13 protein-coding genes are annotated in these 19,513 nt (G+C 62.5%); 6 read left to right on the top strand and 7 right to left on the bottom strand.

Annotated features, from left to right (window positions below; genetic code table 11):
• Nucleotides 1–62 precede the first annotated feature (62 nt).
• Together GE027_RS15010 and GE027_RS15005 are read right to left on the bottom strand one after the other, a co-directional pair.
• On the bottom strand, nt 63–1,427 hold the full coding sequence (locus GE027_RS15010; protein WP_237607567.1) for a Gfo/Idh/MocA family protein: 1,365 nt from the start codon (nt 1,425–1,427) through the stop codon (nt 63–65).
• Between the two features lie 408 nt (nt 1,428–1,835).
• Complete coding sequence (locus GE027_RS15005) at nt 1,836–2,732, bottom strand: NAD-dependent epimerase/dehydratase family protein (protein ID WP_153558026.1); 897 nt, start codon at nt 2,730–2,732, stop codon at nt 1,836–1,838.
• A 216-nt stretch (nt 2,733–2,948) separates the two neighbouring features.
• On the opposite strand from GE027_RS15005, the gene GE027_RS15000 reads away from it, so the two are divergent.
• Together GE027_RS15000 and GE027_RS14995 are read left to right on the top strand one after the other, a co-directional pair.
• A complete protein-coding gene (locus tag GE027_RS15000; RefSeq protein ID WP_153558025.1) occupies nt 2,949–3,329 on the top strand; it encodes a DUF488 domain-containing protein in 381 nt (126 codons plus the stop codon).
• Nucleotides 3,319–3,672: a carboxymuconolactone decarboxylase family protein gene (locus GE027_RS14995; RefSeq protein ID WP_153558024.1), complete on the top strand. Its 354-nt coding sequence runs from the start codon at nt 3,319–3,321 to the stop codon at nt 3,670–3,672. The genes GE027_RS15000 and GE027_RS14995 overlap by 11 nt, the downstream gene beginning before the upstream one ends.
• A gap of 34 nt (nt 3,673–3,706) precedes the next feature.
• Here GE027_RS14995 and GE027_RS14990 read toward each other — a convergent pair whose 3' ends face one another.
• Nucleotides 3,707–4,294 (bottom strand): uracil-DNA glycosylase family protein, encoded by a 588-nt coding sequence (locus tag GE027_RS14990; protein WP_153558023.1) that lies wholly within the window; start codon nt 4,292–4,294, stop codon nt 3,707–3,709.
• Between the two features lie 712 nt (nt 4,295–5,006).
• On the bottom strand, nt 5,007–6,887 hold the full coding sequence (locus tag GE027_RS14985) for a hypothetical protein (protein WP_153558022.1): 1,881 nt from the start codon (nt 6,885–6,887) through the stop codon (nt 5,007–5,009).
• 255 nt (nt 6,888–7,142) lie between these two features.
• Here GE027_RS14985 and GE027_RS14980 point away from each other — a divergent pair, with 255 nt between their 5' ends.
• Complete coding sequence (locus GE027_RS14980; protein ID WP_153558021.1) at nt 7,143–8,573, top strand: N,N-dimethylformamidase beta subunit family domain-containing protein; 1,431 nt, start codon at nt 7,143–7,145, stop codon at nt 8,571–8,573.
• A complete protein-coding gene (locus GE027_RS14975) occupies nt 8,570–11,497 on the top strand; it encodes a PVC-type heme-binding CxxCH protein (protein WP_153558020.1) in 2,928 nt (975 codons plus the stop codon). The genes GE027_RS14980 and GE027_RS14975 overlap by 4 nt, the downstream gene beginning before the upstream one ends.
• Before the next feature lie 143 nt (nt 11,498–11,640).
• Here the strand turns inward: GE027_RS14975 and GE027_RS14970 are convergent, their stop codons facing one another.
• The gene (locus tag GE027_RS14970; protein WP_153558019.1) at nt 11,641–12,567 is read right to left on the bottom strand and encodes a PIG-L deacetylase family protein; all 927 of its coding nucleotides are present in this window, start codon (nt 12,565–12,567) and stop codon (nt 11,641–11,643) included.
• Between the two features lie 70 nt (nt 12,568–12,637).
• Entirely contained in the window at nt 12,638–13,978 is a 1,341-nt protein-coding gene (locus GE027_RS14965) for a carbohydrate porin (RefSeq protein ID WP_153558018.1), read from the bottom strand.
• A gap of 422 nt (nt 13,979–14,400) precedes the next feature.
• Between GE027_RS14965 and GE027_RS14960 the strand changes: the two genes are divergently transcribed.
• Both GE027_RS14960 and GE027_RS14955 read left to right on the top strand, forming a co-directional pair.
• On the top strand, nt 14,401–17,583 hold the full coding sequence (locus GE027_RS14960) for a response regulator (protein ID WP_153558017.1): 3,183 nt from the start codon (nt 14,401–14,403) through the stop codon (nt 17,581–17,583).
• Nucleotides 17,584–17,651: 68 nt separating this feature from the next.
• Complete coding sequence (locus GE027_RS14955; RefSeq protein WP_162006748.1) at nt 17,652–18,815, top strand: PP2C family protein-serine/threonine phosphatase; 1,164 nt, start codon at nt 17,652–17,654, stop codon at nt 18,813–18,815.
• A 187-nt stretch (nt 18,816–19,002) separates the two neighbouring features.
• Here GE027_RS14955 and GE027_RS14950 read toward each other — a convergent pair whose 3' ends face one another.
• Nucleotides 19,003–19,482 (bottom strand): PASTA domain-containing protein, encoded by a 480-nt coding sequence (locus tag GE027_RS14950; protein ID WP_162006747.1) that lies wholly within the window; start codon nt 19,480–19,482, stop codon nt 19,003–19,005.
• Nucleotides 19,483–19,513 lie beyond the last annotated feature (31 nt).

Here is a 19,513-nt window from a genome sequence, read left to right as displayed (position 1 = left end):
GGGAACCACACCACGCTGGCTACGCTCCCGCCCGTCGAACGCGGTACGAGTATCGGCTCGGGCTAGCCCAACGACCAGCCTTCGCGCGGTTCGCGGCGCAGGAAGGGTTCCGCTTCGGGACAGCCGGTGCATTCCATCTTGGCCGCGTCCCAATGGATTTTCTTGCCGACGCGGTAAGCCACGTTGCCCAAGTGATTGGCCTCGGTCAGCGGGCCGGCGTAAGAGAACGGGCTGGCCGTCTGGCCTTCGCCGCCGCAAGCAAGCACCCATTCCTTGTGGTGTCCGGGCGAATCGGGAACAAATGGCTCGGGTGGCTGGAAGTCGACAAACTTGTCTTCGGGCAGCAACACGTGTTTGCCGTAGTCCGACAGCAGCATGCCTCGGCTGCCCACGAACAGCACGCCGCTGCCCCACTGTGGGATCCCGCCATCGGTCCAGATCTGCGGTTTATGGGTGCCCTGGTACCAACTCATCTTCACCGGTGGCAGGTCGCCGCGAGCTCCGTACTCGTAGACCGCGGTCATCGAAGCCGGGGCGATCTCCGGATGCGGCGGGATCCCAAAGGCTTCGACCGTTCGCGGTGCGTCGAGCTGCAGCGCCCAGTAGGGCAAGTCGTTCCAGTGGCTGCCCAAGTCGCTCATCGTGCCATTGGCGAAGTCCCACCAGCGATACCAGTTGGGGCCTGGGAAATACACGTCGTGGTAGGGCCGATACGGCGCCGGACCCAGCCACAGGTCCCAGTCCAGGTAGTCCGGCGGCGTCATCGCTTGCTCGGGCCGGGCGGCGACGTACAGGCGGTCTTTGTGAGCGGTCGCTTCGGCCTGCGTCTGCAGGCCCCAGGCGCGGGAGACCCACACATGGGCTTCGCGCACGTCGCCGATCGCGCCGGACTGGATCAGTTCCACCACGCGGTGGTAGTTGTTGCCGGCGTGGATCTGGGTGCCCATCTGGGTGACCACACCGGCCTCGGCAGCGGCTTCGGTGATGCGACGCGTTTCGTCGACGTTGTAGGCCAGCGGTTTTTCGCAGTACACATGCTTGCCCAGCTGCAGGGCCGGCATGGTGGCGTAGGCGTGCGTGTGTTCGGTGGTGCTGACCACCGCCGCATCGATATCGTTGCCGAGTTCGTCGTACAGTTTACGAAAGTCGCTGAACCGCTTGGCTTTCGGAAAGGCTTCACCGATCCGGCCCAGGGTTCGCGAGTCGATGTCGCAGATGGCCGCCACATCGACCGCCCCGGTGCCGGTGATCGCCGCCAGGTTCGCGCCGCCGCGACCGCCGACGCCGATGAAGGCGACCCGCATGCGGTCATTGGCGGCCGCCAGGGCCGGCCGGTGCATCGTCAGGGCCGCTGCGGAGGCGACGCCGCCGGCCACGAGAAACTGTCGGCGGTCGAGATTCTGGGAACGGTGCTTGGTACGAGGCACGGTGGACTCCGGGCAAAAACGAGGTAGGGGCCGGCTCGGCCAGCGACGAAGCCTGCTCGAGGCTTAGCAAAGGCCGGGGAGATGGTTTCGGTGGGAGCCCAAAGTATAGTCGCTCCGCAGGCGGGCCGCTGTGTCGCCCCTCCGGGGCTTGAGATTCTTTGGGGGGGCTGGCAACCGGGGACTCACGTCCCCGGCAGGGGCTGTGTCGCCCTTCGGGCTGGCGGCGACGGTAACCCAATTAGCCGTAGGCGCGAGCCTCGGGTCTCATCCCGATCGATCCGGCCGCAGCCCAGCCGGTTCCAACACCCAGCACGGCTCCTTAACACCACGGGCTGGAAGCCTATGCCACTGGCTCAGCCCGCTGGGCGGCATAGGTGCGGCAGGGTCGACGTATCTGGCGGGGCGGACTTATTTGGCGTGGTCGACCAGTTCGGCGATGGTTTGGCGCAGGCGTTCTTCGCCGCCGAACCGCATCCCCAGCGATTGGATTTTGTCGACCGCGATCTGGTGCTTGGGTTGTTTGGGTTCGCCGCGAATCTCACTGCTGCTTCCGCTCAGCTCTTTGGCGATTTGGGCGACCTCGTACTGCGAGACGTAGCGGTCGTAGCAGTTGAACGCTTCGCCGGTGATCCCGTCGGCCGTCAGCAACAACCCGGCCGCACGAGCCACATCGGCCGCGTGGACTTCCTTGCCGCCGCCGCTGCAATCGACCGGTTCGCCGCGCACGACCGCGGCCACCAAGTCGTACCACTTGCTGCGTTCCGCCGGCGAGGCCGTCCCATAGACGCCGGTGGGCCGCAGCGCACAGATCGGGTAGCCCTCGCCCAGGCCGTAGCTGTGCACGAACTTTTCGATGGCTGCTTTGTGGGCACCGTAGTGGGACTTGGCCCACAGCGGATGGGTTTCGTCCAGGGGCCGGTCGGTGAGGATTTTGTCGTGCACGGCGCAGGTGGAGAAACACACAAACCGCCCTACCCCGGCCGCGCGAGCCGCTTCGATCAACTTCAATGTGCCCAGCACGTTCTTGTCGACGAACTCCACGACGTCGCCCTCGGCGCCGCCAAAGCCCTTGCCCGGTCGGTACAGCGCGGCATGCACGACGGCTTCACAACCCTCGACCAACCGCTGCGAATCCGCGGACTCGTCCAGCTCGCCTTCGACCCAGTCGATATCGTCCAGATGCTGCAGGCCGCTGCGATCGCTCGACGGCCGATACCAGCACCGGAGGGAGTGTCCCTGGCTGACGAGATGTTCGGCCAAGTAGTGACCAATAAAACCCGTCGCCCCGGTCAGTGCAATCTTCATTGTTCGCTCCCTTGCGTTTGGCGTCATCGATATTGTCTTGTTGATATTGTCTTGTTCCGGCTGTTACCGAAATGGTGAAGCCCGAACAGGACGCTGGCAAGGGCATGCTGCAGACGGTCCTCGGCGGCAGGTGATTGGCATGCGAAGTGCAGCAAATTTCGGCGGTTCCCGCGACAGCGTCGCATCCGTCAACGCCGCGTTCCGCAAGCCATCCGCATGAGTAAACGTAAGCAGAAAACCGAGCTCGAACTCGTCCGCGCCTACGACGACATCCCGCAGGACAACCGTCACTACCGCGTCTTGATCGATCGCGTGTGGCCGCGCGGCGTGAAGAAGGAGGACCTGTCGGTCGACGCTTGGCCCAAGGAGCTCGCCCCCAGCGAGGAGCTTCGTCAGTGGTTCGACCACGATCCGGAGAAATGGGACGAATTCCGCGAGCGGTATTTCAAGGAACTCGACGACGTCGGCGATCAAGTGTCCGAGATGATCGAGGAGGCCGGCAAACGCACAGTCCTTTTGATCTACGGAACCAAAGACGAAGAACACAACCAAGCCGTCGCCCTTAAAGAATGGATCGAGAAACACGATGTCGGATGAAAGCGTCTATCCCCAGCCAAACCCACAGCACGGTGCGAAGCGCAAACGCTTGACGCCGAACCAAACCGAAGCCTTCAAAGCGTTCAGCAAAGCCGTGTTCGCGGACGGAGCGCTGCCGGCCAAAACCAAACAGCTGATCGCCGTCGCCGTCGCCCATGTGACCCAGTGTCCCTACTGCATCAAGGGTCACACCAAAGGTGCTCTGCAAAGTGGCGCCGACGCCGAGGAGATCATGGAAGCGATCTGGGTCGCGGCCGAAATGCGCGCCGGAGCGGCTTACGCCCATTCGGCGCTGGCTCTCGAAAAGCTGGCCGACGAGGATGCGGACGGCTCATCGCAGTGAGCGTGTAATCAACCCGAGGAGGCCAGCAGGCTAATCATCCCGAGGAGGCCAGTAGGCCGGCGATTCGCTGCCGCAGCGCCGGCAACAGATCGCGGACGAACCAAGGATTGTGCTTCAACCAGCCGTTGTTTCGCGGACTCGGATGGGGCAGCGGAAAAAGGGCGGGCGCAAAATCACGCCAGGCCGCGACGTTCTCGGTCAACGTGCGGCGGCGACCCTCGGGCAGATAATGCGTTTGTGCGTAAGTGCCGATCAGCAGCGTCAGCTCAACCGCCGGCAACCGTTCGAGCAAGGACGCGTGCCACAGCCGTGCGCATTCTTTTCGCGGAGGAAGATCGCCCGAGGTGCCGCGGCCGGGATAGCAGAATCCCATCGGCATGATGGCGACGAAGTCCGGGTCATAGAACGTATCATGGTTCAGGCCCGTCCAGTCTCGCAGGCGAGCCCCGCTGGCATCGTCCCAGGGGATCCCCGACTGGTGCACGCGGCGCCCGGGCGCCTGACCGATGACGAGAATCTTGGCTCCCGCGGCGGCTTGGAGCACCGGCCGTGGACCGGCAGGAAGCTGTTCCTCGCATTCCCGGCACTCGCGGATCTGTTCAAGCAGTACCGGAAGATCCATGTCCGTCCCTGCTCGGAGCGTGCAGGCTGTGCCGAGGCTTCTGACTGTGCCACGCTCGCTCGATCTCGATCGCCCGCGGAAACAGTAGGTCTGCCTTCAAGAATACGTGGTGCGTCGTTTCGATATGATTGCACAGTTCGGTCAGCGAGGCGTCCTCCCAGTGCGTACGTTTTGACGTGGACATGTGGTGCTTCCCTCCAAATCGGTGGATCAGTTCGGGGCATATGCCGCAATCACGGTGCCAGGAAGCTCGGTTTCGTCGCTGTTTGGTCGCGGCAAATCGACACGCGGCGCGGGCGGTAGCGTCGCAGGCGGTTGGCGGACCGGCGAGCCATGGCGGCCGAGACGACCACCGTCGCGATGCAGCCAGCTCGGCCGTCGCTCGGCGGCACTGCAGAGGCGTCCAGCGCTCAAGTACTCAGTGTCACGGCGAATTGGCGCCGACAACCTTCGGTGACGGGAATTTTTTTAGGCGTTTTCCTTCACAGGCTGGAAGCCTATGCCACTGGGTTTCACAGGCTGGAAGCCTATGCCACTGGGTTTTCACAGGCTGGAAGCCTATGCCACTGGCTTTCACAGGCTGGAAGCCTATGCCACTGGGTTTCACAGGCTGGAAGCCTATGCCACTGGGTTTTCACAGGCTGGAAGCCTATGCCACTGGGTTTTCACAGGCTGGAAGCCTATGCCACTGGGCTGGAAGCCTATGCCACGTTTAATCCTGGGAAGCCAGACGTTGGTTTCGGCCGGTGACCCAGGCGGGGCGGATGGCATCGAGATCGATACCGGCTTGGGTTAGGGCTGCGTCCCACGAACCGAAAAACTCTCGGGCCGCCTTGTACAGCGCGTGATCACGATGCTCGTAGACTTTGCCATGCGTCATCGCGCGGGAATTCAAGGGCAACCCTTCCGCCTGACGCCTTCGCAGCTCGGCCGTTACCTCTTCGGCCGCTGAGTAGGATTTGTACTGGCGGTCGCGTAACGCTTCGTAGTCTTGGTGTTTGCGGACGATCTGGTTGTAGTCGATGCCTGCCGCGCGGATGGCCGCTTCCCAGCTGCCGAACAGCTTGCGAGCGGTATACAGCAGCGGTGCGTCGACGTGCTGGCCCCCGGTTACGCCGCGAGTGTGCAGCGGCTCGCCGGCCTTTTGTCGCCGCTGAATCTCTTCCAACAAGTCGGCTTCGTCCAAGTACTTTCGCTGGGGATTGAGGTTCTTCTGGTTGTAGCTCTTGGGATCGACGCCGATCGCCCGGATCGCGGATTGCCAGTCGCCGAAGAAACCGCTGGCCATGAGGTACAAGTATTTATCCGCTTCGGCACTGGTCAGCGTGGTCACGGACAACTGCGTCACGTCGGCGCTGCGGCGGCGGAGTTCGTCGAGCACCTCGTCGCGGGTTCCCAGCGGCGTCTTGGACGCTTGTTTGATTTGGCTCGACGTGCCGCCCGCCTTGGCCACTGCGGCGTGCCAACTGGGAAAGAAGCGAAAGGCGGCTTTCCACAGCTGGATATTGTTGTGCGTACCGAAGTAGACATCCAACGGGGCGACACTGAAGCCGTACCGCCGGTGCTGGGCAATGCCGGCGAGGACTTCCTCGGCGGATTCGTAACGGGTGATGCGATGACGCAGATCTGCAGGGACGTCGGCTGCATCCAAGGCCGCTTCCCAACTGCCAAAGTACAGCGACGCCGCTCCGCTCAATTGCGCACCATCGGGCAACCGACTAACCGAGACGTGCGGCAAATCCGATAGTTCGTCCTGCAAGCGCCGCAGGTCCCGGATCACGCTGTCCTTGGTCAGGTACCGATCGCCGCCGAACAGCGGATCCGACCGGTCCACGCCCGCTGCATCCAGGGCGGCCGTCCAGTCGCCGTAGCGTTGCAGCGCCCAGGCCACCACGCGCGGACGGCGATCGTGTTCGTCGCGGACTGCCAGCACCGCTTCGGCGGTGCTAAGCAGACCGGCGGCGTGGCGTTGCTGGAGAAACGCCTGCAGGTCCGCCAGATCGAAATCCTGGGCGCGGCTGCAACCGCGATAGACCGCCGGATTCAAACCGACGCGTCGCAGGGCGTGATCCCAATTGCTGATCCCTAGATGATGATGCACCGCACTCATCAGTGCGACATCGATTTCACCGATCGTCGACGCCTCCATCCAGGTGCCTTGATTGGCGTACTCTTTGATCCGGTCCAGGATGTACTCCGGCGAGAGAAAGGGTTCCCAGTGCGGCAGCCAGCCCGGGGGCGGCGTTTCCTTGGGACCCATCATCGCCGCCCGCCTCGCTTCGCTGATCAGGTCGGCATCTGGAAACTGTTCGCGGTAGTCTTCGCCGCTCAGCTGATGGGCGAGCAGATGCGTGTTCAGCATGCGATACGCTTTGCCGCACAGCCGACAGCGGACGGTCTCGCGAACGTGGATGCGAATTGTTTTGTACGATAACCCCGCGTCCTCGAGAGCCTGTTTCCAACCCCAGTACGGCTCCACCGCATACACCGCGCGGACCAATTCCGGTTGCTCGCGTTTGACCGGGGCCAGATTCAGCGGTTGCCGGTTGATGTGTCGTTTGCGGATGGCTGACAGCACGGCTTGTTTCTGCATCGCTGCCCCTCTCGAAGGCCGACTACCAGACGAATCACTTTGTTCGCCACAGTCTTCATTTTGCCGCGGCGAGCGTTCTGCTTAAAGTGTAACGAACGGTCCGAAGTGTAACGAAAGTCGCACTGCATTGGCAAAGTGGTCAATGTTCGGCCCCTGCGGCCCGACTTCGTGTTAATATCGAAGCTGGCGACCCCGCCGACCAAAGCGGTCAATCCCACCTGCAGAAATTCCCTCCTCCACAGATCGAGCATCCTGATGCGCTTTCGAAAACCCTCTTGGTTCCTGCTGGCTCTGGCCATCCTCCTCTGCGGCTCACCCCGTGCCCAGGCGGAGCAGAAGCAGCCCGACGGACCCTTCGTGTTCGGATACGTCAATGAGAACAGCCGCGTCGCCGGGGACACACTCGCATTCCATCTGTCTTGCAGTGGCGAGGAAGTTGCCATTTCCATCGATCGCGTGGGAACAACGCGCGAACGGGTTTTCGAGAAGACCGATATTGCGTGCCAGGCCTACCCGATTCCCGACCGCGCCTCGTCCCACGGTTGTGACTGGCCGGCCGCCTTCAGCATGCCGGTCCCCGAGCAGTGGCGAAGCGGTTGTTACATCGCCACGGTCCGTTTGACCGGCGACGACCAGACCGCCAGCACCTCGATCCTGTTTGTGGTCCGTTCCGCTCGACCGGGGCAGGACACCAAGATCCTGTTGCAATTGGCGACCAACACCTACAACGCCTACACCAACTGGGGCGGGCACAGCCTTTACGGCTACCACGATCGCGACGGCCTGCAGGGGCATCGCGTCTCGTTTGAGCGTCCGATCTATCCCCAGTTCAACAACTGGGAACTGCCCTTTGTGCAGTGGGCCGAAAACAACGGCTACCAGATCGATTACGCCGTCAACCTGGATCTGGAACGCCATCCGGAAATCCTCCAGCACTACAACCTGGTGCTGAGCGTCGGTCACGACGAATACTGGTCGTCAGCGATGCGAGACAACTTGGAACAATTCATCTCTGACGGCGGAAACGTCGCCTTCTTCAGCGGCAACACCTGTTGTTGGCAGGTCCGCAGCGAAGACGACGGCCAGGCGCTGACGTGTTGGAAGCAGGCCTACAACATGGATCCGCTGTACCGCGTGGGCGACCAGGGTTTGCTCAGTACGCTGTGGAGCCATCACTTGATCGGGCGTCCGGAGAATGAATTGACCGGCGTTGGATTTTTGTGGGGCGGCTACCACAAGAGTCACGGCCAGTTCATGGACGGGGACGCGGCGTTCAAAGTCCATCGTCCGGATCACTGGCTGTTTGAGGGCACGGACCTGAAACGCAACGACAAGTTCGGCTCGAAAGACACCATCGTCGGCTATGAGTGCGATGGTTGCGAACTGGAGTGGAAGGACGACCTGCCTTTCCCGACGCATCGCGACGGCACACCGGAATCGTTCACCGTGCTGGCCACCTGCCCTGCCCGCTGGGCTCCCGGAGACAGCTACTGGTACGACCGCTTTCCCAAAGATCGCGTGGGGGCTGCCGTGCTGGGCACCTACACCCGTGGCGGGACCGTCGTGACCAGCGGCACCACGGACTGGGCGCACGGCTTGAAGGGTCAGGACCCGGCCGTCGTCCAGATCACCAAGAACGTGCTCGACCGACTTGCGAAACGTCAGGAAACAGGATCGAAACCATGATTCGCAGTCCGCTTCTCAGTCGACCCTGGACGTCGCTCGCTCTCGGCTGGGTTCTGCTGGCCGGCGCCGCTTCGCACCTTTGGGCCGACCAGCGTCTGGACCAGATCGAAGTCGCCGCCGGTTTTCGCGTCGAGACCGTGGCCGCCGAACCGTTGGTGCAGGATCCAGTGGATTTCGACTGGGGTCCCGACGGCAGGCTGTGGGTTGTGGAAATGGCCGACTATCCGCTGGGCATCGATGGCGACCGAAAACCGGGCGGCCGCGTCCGCGTACTGGAGGACCGTGATGGCGACGGAGTCTACGACCATAGCACGCTGTTCGCCCAGCGTCTGAGCACGCCCAACGGAATCCTCTGTTGGCGAGGGGGCGTGCTGGTAACCGCCGCGCCGGACGTGGTTTATCTGGAGGACACCACCGGCGATGGCCGCGCCGATCGCCGCGACGTGCTGTACACCGGCTTTGGCGAGGGCAATGAACAGCACCGCGTTAATGGGCTGCGCTGGGGTCTGGATAACTGGGTCTATCTGGCCAACGGCGACAGCGGCGGGACGATCACCTCGACCAAGACCGGCGAAACGGTCCAGCTCCGCGGTCGCGACCTGCGAATCCGTCCCGACACCGGCGAGCTGGAGGTGCAATCGGGACAGACGCAGTACGGCCGCAACCGCGACGACTGGGGCAACTGGTTTGGCTGTAACAATCCCAATCCCATCTTTCATTATGTGCTGGATGAACAGTATTTGGCGCGGAACCCACACCTGACCTTTCCGGCAGCGCGACATGACATCCGTCGTGGCGACACACGCGTTTATCCGATCGGCCCGATCATCAGCCACTGTGATCCGCAGTACCGAGCGATCGGAGCCACGCCGCGGTTTACCTCCGCCTGCGGAACGATGATCTATCGCGACAACTTGTTCGGACCGGATTACGAACACGTCAGCTTCACCAGCGAACCGGTCTACAACATCGTTCACGCCCGCAAACTGCTGCCCCAAGGCGTAACGTTCGAAAGCCACAAGCTGCACGCGGAGACCGAAGAGTTCTTCCGGTCGGCTGATCCGTGGTCGCGGCCAGCATGCATCCACACTGGACCGGACGGCGCGTTGTACCTCGCCGACATGGTGCGGGAAGTGATCGAGCATCCCGAGTGGATCGACGACGAACTGGAAAAGACGCTGGACGTTCGCTCCGGATCGCATCTGGGTCGTATCTATCGCATCGTGCCCGAGAACGTCCAGCCGCGTGACGTCCCACGGCTGGACCGCATGAACACGGCGGAACTGGTTCGAGTACTGGAGAGCTCCAACGGTTGGCAACGGGATCTGGCCCAGCGGATGCTGCTGTGGCAGGCTGATCCGCAAGCCGCCCCGCACCTCCGACGGCTTTACGAGACCAGTTCGCGGCCACTGGCCAGGCTGCACGCGTTGTGCACGCTGGCGGGCCTCGGCTCGCTGCAACCGCAGACGGTGCTCTCGGCCCTGGACGATCCCCATCCCGGCGTCCGGCGTCATGCCGTTCGAATGCTCGAGTTCCACTGGGACGGTTGGTCCGGTGACCGGCAAACGGCCGGCCGCCGCCTGCTGGAATCACGGGCCGCCGATGAGGACCCGATGGTGCGAATGCAGGTCGCGTACAGCTTGGGCGAGATCGATGCGCCGGGGACAGGTAAACTGCTCGGTGCCCTGCTGGCCGCCGACGGCGATGATCCGTGGCTGCGGGCTGCGATCCTCAGCAGCGTCCATCGAGACAATCTGCCGTCCGTCGTGGAGTCCTTCCTCGCCGACCGCGCCGGCCCGTCCGTCTCGCTTGCTTCATTGCTGGTCATGGCGTCTCGGATCGACCAGCCGCAGACGCTGGAAACCATTCTTTCACAGTTGTCCACCGAACCGCGGGCTTGGCAGACCATCCACGCCTGGTTCCGCACGATCGGTCCGACCGAGCCCATCGAACAATTCGGTTTGTCTCAGCAAGCGACCGCCGCGCTGGGCCGCATTCTCGACCGTGCGACGTCGTTGCTGGAAACGAATGAAAGCAGCACCGCCGAAAAGACGGTCGCCGTGGAATTGCTGGGTTACCGGCGCGAGCAAACCGAACAGGACGTCGAGCGGCTCGAATCGCTGCTCGCGCCGGCTCATCCGTCCGCCCTACAGATTGCGGCGATCGACCGGCTGGCCCAACTGGATCGCCCGCAGACTGTTTCGCGGCTGGCCCGTCACTGGAAATCCCTCAGTCCGCAAGTTCGCTCGCACGCGCTGTCGATCATCCTGCAGAACCAACAGTCGACTCAAGATCTGTTGACCAGCATCGGCGAGGGAAGCATTGCCCGAACCAGCCTGTCCGCCGAGCAACGGGTGCAGCTGCTGAATCATCGCTCCGAAGCGATTCGGCAGCTGGCGACCGAGGTTCTCAAGCAGCACAGCCGCGATCGCCAAGCCGTCGTCGAGGCCTACTCGCCGGCGATCGCGTTGTTCGACCAGGGCAAGACCGATCTCGATCAGGGACGGGCCCTGTTTGCGACCAAGTGCGCCAGTTGCCACCGGCTGGAGGACCGCGGACACGTGGTCGGCCCCCAACTGGAACTGCTGACCAACCGCACGCCCAAAGCGATTCTGACCGCGGTGCTGGATCCCAACCGTGCGGTAGAGGACAAATACCTGCAGTACCAAGCCGTCACCCTCGACGGGATCATCTATACCGGCGTGCTCACATCGGAGTCGGATCACAGCGTGACCCTCGCGGCCTCCGATGGCAAGACGCACGAGCTGCTGCGCAGCGAACTCGAGATGCTGCAGAGCTCGGGCGAGTCGATGATGCCGGTCGGCCTGGAGGAAGGCCTGTCGGTCGAACAGGTCGCCTCGTTGATCCACTACGTCGTGAAAACCATCACGCTGGAGATCGAGCAGCCCGAGACCGGCGAATGAGTGGCATAGGCTTCCAGCCTGTGAATACAAGCTCGCCGACCGGACAGCCTAAGTTGCGTCGGAAAACCTGAGCCGGAACGGTTTGTTCGGGCCCACGTGCCGGCACTGGGCGTGCTCTGGGAAACGCCCTGGGATCAGGACGTTTATTTCTCGCCTTGGTTCGCTTCGCCGAAGAACGGAAACAGCTCGCGGATTTCGGCTTCGCTGGGCTGGTGGCCGTATTCGCAGATCTCGAAGGCTTCGGCGTACTGCACCGCTTTGCCACGTTCCTCACCGTACCGGCGGATCAGGGCATCACGGTATTTCCTTGCTTCGCCTCCGGCGCGATTGTCCCATACCTGACGAACGTGCTCCAGCCGCGCTTCCTTCAAGCGTGCCGGTGGGGCCTGAGCGGCTTTCTCGGCGTTGCTCAGGGCACCGCCGTCGAAGACTTGCGATTCCAGTTCGGCGATCGCCTCGACCTTGGTTTCGAAGGCGTCATCGATCGAAACGGCGATGTCGGCGTTGAAGGGATACGGTTTCGTAAAACGGTCGCTGGAGTACAGGAAGACGGGATTCTTTTCCAACGCCGGGACGTCGGGGCAGAAAAACGGGACGGCCACCATGAAGGAAGCGTCCTGCACCAGAACACCCACGTAGCGATGGTCCGGATGGTAGTCCCAGGGACGATGGGCGATCACGACGTCGGCTTTCCAGTCGCGGATCAAGCGGGTGATCTTTTTGCGATTCTCCAGCGTGGGCATCAATTCGCCATCGTGGATGTCCAGCACTTCCGAAGTCGTGCCCAGAATCTCGGAGGCTTTGCGAACCTCCTCGGTACGGCGTTTGGCCAGTGCCCCGCCGGCCATTTCCCAGTGTCCGATGTCGCCATTGGTGACAGACACCAGTTTCACGTGGTGCCCCAGTCGCGACCATTTCACTGCGGTACCGCCCGCGCGATACTCCGCGTCGTCGGGATGCGCCCCGAAGACGATGATTCGCAGTTTGCCATCGTCCCCCGCAGCGTCGTCAGCGACAGCGGCGGGTACGGCGAGCAGGAGGGTCGTAAGGAGACAAAGTAACCGGCGCATGAGCATCCTCGTTGAACAGCAAGTAGATCGACACAGACAAAGAATCCTGGCGCCTTCAATTCAGCCGACGCTAGAAGATCAGCTGGGCGCGAAGACCGGCAACGGTGGCCGTGTCGACATTCTCGCGGGCCGGTACGATGAATTGCAAGTCCGGGGTGATGTGCAGCCACGGGGTGACGGCCACATTGTAAAACATTTCGACGCCCTGCCCGTCGCCCACCGGGCCCACGGCCGCCTGCAGCAGCGGTCCCAATTCGTCGCTGGTGCCCGCGTAGTACCAGCCCACGCCGAACGTGTCGCTCTGGCGACCGCGAAGCTGGCTGTTGCCGCCCACCCCAAAACTGAGGAACCAGGACAGCGGGTTGGTCTGGTCGTCGGCCAAGCCGGCGCGACCGAACACGCCCCAGCCCTGCTGCGGGTTGCATGCATCGGTGACCAGGTATTGGTCGAAGTTCCAGTACAATGCCCACGAATCGCTTTGCCGAGCAATCGGGACATTCGGCAGAACGATCCGCGGATCCTGGCCCAGGCTGGCCACGTCGCGACTGCTCCAGGTGCCGCCCACCAGCTGATGCCCGGGCATCCCGAACAACTGCGTTGGCAAACGCAACTCCGCAGCCAACGTGACTCCTTCGCTGTACAGCTCGCTGATCCCGCTCGTCCGCGCCGTATCGGTGGGGTTCAGAACGCTGAACTGAAACAGCGGCTGGGCTCCCTCGCCCAGAACCACAAAGCCGACGCCCAGGGTGGAGTAAGGCACCGTCCGCAGCAGTGTCGGATTGACGACAAATCCCAGGTTGGAAAACTGCGTCTTGCCGCGACCGTGCGCGAAGGCGTTAAGGTCGCCATCGAAGGTGTCCAGTTTTCCGAAGAAGACTCCGAACTGTTCCGAAAACATCTGGGTGAACAACACGTTGGTCAGATAGACCTCTTCGCTGTCGAGCACGGGAAGACTGGCCACGACGTTGGAAGGCAGCAGCGCACCGGTCGCCCCACCCAGCGGCTCTCCATAACGATGTTCCGCTCGCAACTTGACGAACAACCCTTCCTGGACACCCAGCTTGCCCATGTCCATGTTCACGACGTAGTCGTTGTGGCCGGCAAAGCGGAACTCTCGGTCGACCCCACCATCGGCCACGCCCATGTAGAACAACGTCGCATCGGCATCGACAGTAATGCCATGCTGGGCGAAACCACTGCGAAACCCGCAACAGTCGCCCAGCAAACCCGGAGGGATGTCTACCGGTGCGAGGCAGGCAGCCATCGACGGGTACCCATCGCAGGGCTCGGCGGCCTGGACATCGATCGCGGGGACCGCGGCCAGGGGGGCGCAAACCGCGGGAATCAGCAGCGAGAGAAAGCGGCGCAGCAGCGTCGCTGCGAAGCCCTTGTGTTCGACCCGATATTGCATCGTGTTTCCTCTCGCGGTGTTGGAGGGACCGGCGCACCACGACTGACCAGCGCACCACGGTACAGAATCTGTTGTGCAAAGGAGATCGCCCACCGCGCGGGGGCGGGCTGAACAAAAAAGCAAACACCAGTCAGAATTCACGCAGAGCGGTGACGCGAACGCCGCACGGCGAAACTCTCACAATTAACAGGGTTGTGCTCCGCGCCCGCGCGATGCCTTCACAAAACGTCCAGCCCCTCCAGGCCGCGGGACCGTCCCGCAGCGTGGATGCTTCGATGTGGACGGGGTTCACGCGTTCGATGCTCGGCTCGCCGACGGTTATACTCGGTCCCCACAGATGCTCGTCGCCGACGTCGATCCACCCTTACCACCGCTTTTCCGAGAGGGTCCGCGTCGGCCTGCCATAACAACCCCTCGAGCCCATGTCTTTTCACCTGTCTTTTCACCGCTGTTTATTCATTCTGGTCGTCTGCCTGCTGTCGGTCCGAGGGGGCTCTGCCCAGCAGCCAACGGACGATCTGCTGACGGCCGAGGAGCGTGCTTGGCTGGCAGCCCATCCGGTCATTCGCCTGGCTCCCACGCCCGATTACCGGCCCGCCGAGTGGTTTGACGAGGAGGGCAACTACGTGGGAATCACCTCCGATTACATGCGCGAATTGGAGCGAATCCTGGGCATCCAATTTGAAATTGTGCAGACGGATTCCTGGTCGGAAAACCTGCGCATGCTGCGCGAGCGCGAAGTCGACATGTTCCCGCTGGCCGCCGAAACGCCCGACCGTTTGGAGTACGCTCGCTTTACCGAAGCATACATTCATTTTCCGGCGGTGATCCTGGTTCGCCACGGCGACGAAACCTTGGACATGCAGGCCCTCAAGGGGCAACGCGTGGCGGTAGCCGAAGGGTACGCGACCCATCGCTACCTGCAAGCCAATCACCCGGACCTCGAACTGGTCCCCGTGCTGACGGCTCGCGAGGGCTTGTTCGCGGTTTCTTCCGGAGCCGTCACCGCCTTCATCAGTGACTACGCTTCGGCTTCCTACGTGATCGAGAGCGAAGGCATCGCCAATGTGCGCGTCGCGGGCGAAAGCGGCTTTGTCTACCACATGGGATGCTGCGTCCGCAGCGACTGGCCGGAACTGGTAGGGATTCTGCAAAAAGGTCTGGATACGATTTCTCCGGAACAGCGCAAAGTGATCACCAATCGTTGGGTGACGCCTCTGCCCCCACCGACACCGCTGTACCAACAGCGTGGATTCTGGATCGTGGTCCTGTCCACCCTGGCGTTGATCGGCGCGATTGTCGCCTGGAACCGTTCGCTGAAACGTCTGGTCATGCAGCGCACCGAAGAGCTGCGGCGACACCGCGATACGCTGGAGGAAACCGTTCAACAGCGCACCGCCGAACTGAACGAAGCCCGGTTGGCAGCCGAATCGGCCAGTCAGGCCAAAGGCGATTTCCTGGCCAATATGAGCCACGAAATTCGCACGCCGATGAACGCGATCATCGGCATGAGCGAGTTGGCGCTCGACACCGACCTAAATCGCGAACAACGCGAATACCTGCAGACCGTGTTGTCCTCCGGCGAAGCCCTCTTGATGTTGATCAATGACATCCTGGACTTTTCTAAGATCGAAGCCGGCAAACTGGATCTGGATACGGTCAGCTTTCGGCTCCGCGACGTGCTGGGCGATGCCACGCATACCTTGGCCGTCCGCGCTCACAAGAAGGGTCTGGAACTGGCCTGCCACGTCTTGCCCGATGTTCCGGATTACCTGCTCGGCGATCCGGGCCGACTTCGACAAATCGTCGTGAACCTGATCGGCAACGCCGTCAAATTTACCGAGGAGGGTGAAGTCGTTCTCAAAGTCGATATCGAATCTCGCGACCAAGAAACGGTGCTTTTGCACTTCGCCGTTTCGGACACCGGCATCGGGATTCCAGAACATTTGATCGACAAGGTATTCGGGGCCTTCGACCAGGCCGATACCTCGACCAGCCGCAAGTTCGGCGGGACCGGACTGGGACTGTCGATCTCCAGTCAATTGGTGGCCTTGATGGATGGGCGAATCTGGGCCGAAAGCACCGTCGGGATCGGCACGACGTTCCACTTTACAGCTCGATTTGCCGTTCAAGATCCGGCCACGATACCGGTGGCCGCCGAGCTGAGCGAGTTGCAGGGGCTGCGAGTACTGGTGGTCGACGACAACCACACGAACCTCAAAATCCTGAATGAAATGCTGTCGCAGTGGGGCCTGGTTCCGACGATCGTCGACAGCCCTCAGCGAGCCATTGCGATGCTGGGTGAGTCCGATCCGCCGCCGTTTCAGCTGATTCTGTCCGACGTCAACATGCCGGGCATGGACGGTTTTGATTTCCTGGGCTGGGTGCGGACGCAATCCAAACTGCAGGACGTGACCGCGATGATGCTGACCTCGTCGCGCAGCAGCGGTGACTCCGCCCGTGCAAAAGCCATCAACGTGGCCGCGTTGCTGACCAAACCGGTCAAACAATCGCAGCTGCTGGAGGAAATCGGCATGGCGATGGGCGCGAGTGGATCCCTGTTGCCCAAACCGCCGGCCGCCGACAACGAGGACTCGGCCACGACCGCGCCGCTGCGAATCCTGTTGGCCGAGGACCACCCGCCCAATCAGCAATTGGCCGTGCGTCTGCTGGAAAAACGAGGCCACACCGTGGTGGTCGCCAACAACGGCCGCGAAGCCATCGAAGTCCTCGGGAAAGAAGATTTCGACCTGTTACTGACCGATATCCAGATGCCGGAAATGGATGGGTTTGCAGCCACCAAAGCGATTCGCGAGGCGGAAGAGGCCAGCGGCCGACACCTGCCCATCATCGCCATGACCGCTCATGCCATGAAGGGCGACGCCCAACGCTGCTTGGACGCCGGTATGGATGGCTACGTCTCCAAACCCGTCCGCCGCAAAGCACTGTATACCACTATCGAGCAGGTTATCCAGAAAACCAACGCAGCCGCCGCCCCGCCCGGCGTGCCACCCGGCGAAGGCGAACCCAAAGCCGCGGCGGAACCAAAAGCCGAGGCGGAACCAAAAGCCGAGGCGGAACCAAAAGCCGAGGCGGAATTAAAAGCTGAGGTGGAACCGAATGCCGAGGTGGAACCGAATGCCGAGGCGGAATTAAAAGCCGCGGCGGAACCGAATGCTGCGGCGGAACCGAATGCTGCCGGCGGGGCCGACCGCGGCGCAAGTGCTGCGGCCGATGCCGACCGGCTGGCGAACCAGCAGCCGGTCGAGGAGGTGTTCGACGAGGAAGAACTGGCGGCGGAGTACGAGGACGACGAGGAGCTGTTGGAGGAGATGATCCAATCGTTCTTCGACCTGGTCCCGCAGTTGATCGAGAGCCTCGAACAAGCCATCGCGGCCGATGACGCCGCCGGGGTGTGTCAACACGCCCACACGATCAAGGGTGGCAGCGGCAACTTCTTTGCCAAGGCCGCCTTCGAAACCGCACAACGGCTCGAACAGGCGGGCAAGGACGCGGCGCTGGCCGAGGCGGAGTCCCTCTGCCGACGCTTGCGCGCCGAACTGACGCGTCTGGAAAGCGAACTGCGACGCTGCCTGCAAGCCTGAGTCCGGCGCCATCGCGGACCGCCGAAGCCAAGCCTCGAAAACTATCCCTCCCTGACTGGAATCCTGCCTTGAACGTATTGATCGCGGAAGACGAATCGGCCACCCGAATCCGACTACAGCGGAACCTGGAAAAACTGGGGTTCCAGGTCACCGCGGCGGCCGACGGCGCGGAGGCTTGGCAACGATTCCAGGAAAACGCGTTCCCGCTGGTGCTGACCGACTGGATGATGCCCGAGATGGACGGGCTGGAACTGGTCCAGAAAATCCGCTCGGCCGCCCAGCAACCCTACACCTACGTGATCATGCTGACCGCCAAGAGCGAGAAGCACGAGATCGTCCAGGGCATGGAAGCGGGCGCGGACGATTTCGTAACCAAACCCTTCGACCGCAACGAACTCCGCGTTCGCGTGGGCGCCGGCAAACGCATCCTGGAACTCGAGCAGACACTGTCGCTGCAGAACCAACGCATGAAAACCGACCTGGACGCGGCAGCGGATCTCCAGTTCTCGATGCTTCCGGCCCATGCACCCGAGGTCACGGGCGTGGAGTTCGCTTGGAAGTTTCGTCCCTGTGACGAATTGGCCGGAGATATCCTGGGCGCGTTCAAACTGGGCGACGATCAGGTGGGTTTCTACGTCGCCGACGTCAGCGGCCACGGCGTTGCGGCGTCCCTGCTGTCGGTCAGCATCAGCCGCATGATGGACCCCACGCCCTCACGAACTTCCCTGTTGTACGACGCCGATAACGGCGACGACGCCCTCCGGGTCCGCGCCCCCAGCGACGTGCTCCGCGAGCTGAACCGCCGATTCCAGATCGAACAATGCGGCGGACGGTTCTTTTCCATGTGCTACGGGATCCTCGACCCGCGGACCCGGAAACTGAAGCTCGCTTCGGCGGGCCACCCGCCGGTCTTGCGCGTCAGCCCGACCGCCGGCGCCGTGCCTCTGGACGCGTCCGGGATGTTGATCGGCGTGATCGATGACTACGAATTCGACGACTGCGAAATCCAGCTGAATCCCGGCGATCGATTGGTGGCCTATTCCGACGGCGTGGTCGAACAACTGGACGAGCACGACGAGGAGTTCAGCGAACAGCGGCTCGGCAAACACTTGATCGAAACGCAAACGCGGCCCCTGGCCGAAGTGCTCGAGGGGATCGAAGCCGCCGTGCTGGCCTGGAGTCACGCGGGCCGCCTGAACGACGACCTGTCGATCCTAGCCCTCGACCTCTAAAGGGTGCATCCGGGGTTCTCGGAGGGCCACCTTGATTGTGGTGACACCTCTAAGCACGTCGCAACATTTCATTCGGCTTTACTCTCCCTCTGGGAGGGTCGGGCTCCCCGGGCCTAAGAGCCCGACCCTCCCGCTGCGCGGGAGGGTGTTGTCGCGGGGTTTCACCGAAAGATTCATGCCGACGTGCTTAATGTGGATTGGGTAGGACTTTGAGAAACACGGACGTTCCACGATAGACTTGGCGGCCGGCTTTGGGGTACTGGTCCGTAACCGTATCGGTCGCGCCGGCCGCTTCGGTCGCGTTCATCAGCGGCAACTCGGCGGCATCCAACGCCTCTTGAGCCGCTTGCCAAGTCTTCCCGACCAAATCCGGAACTTTCAACTTGGCCTGCCGCCGCCGGGCTCGCTCGAACCTCCAGACGGCCACGGGACTGCCCGCATCAACGGTGGCACCGGCGCGGGGAAACTGTAGATACACCGTCTGCGGCTTGATATCGGCTCGCCAGTTGTCAGGCGAGATGAAGTAGACGCCCGGCAGCGGCTCGAGACCGCGCAGCCGCAGCAGCTGGACACCTCGCTGCATCGATTCGCCCTTCAGATCGGGCGTCGCCACACCGGACCCGGGATCCGCGGCGATGGCCGAAAGCAACACTAGGCAAGCAATCACGACTCTCTCCATTGGCTGGAAACTAAAAACA

Origin of the sequence: Roseimaritima sediminicola, assembly GCF_009618275.1 — a bacterium.
Lineage (GTDB): Bacteria > Planctomycetota > Planctomycetia > Pirellulales > Pirellulaceae > Roseimaritima > Roseimaritima sediminicola.
Note: the sequence above shows the minus strand (reverse complement) of the source record. Positions and strands in the feature narration are given on the sequence as shown.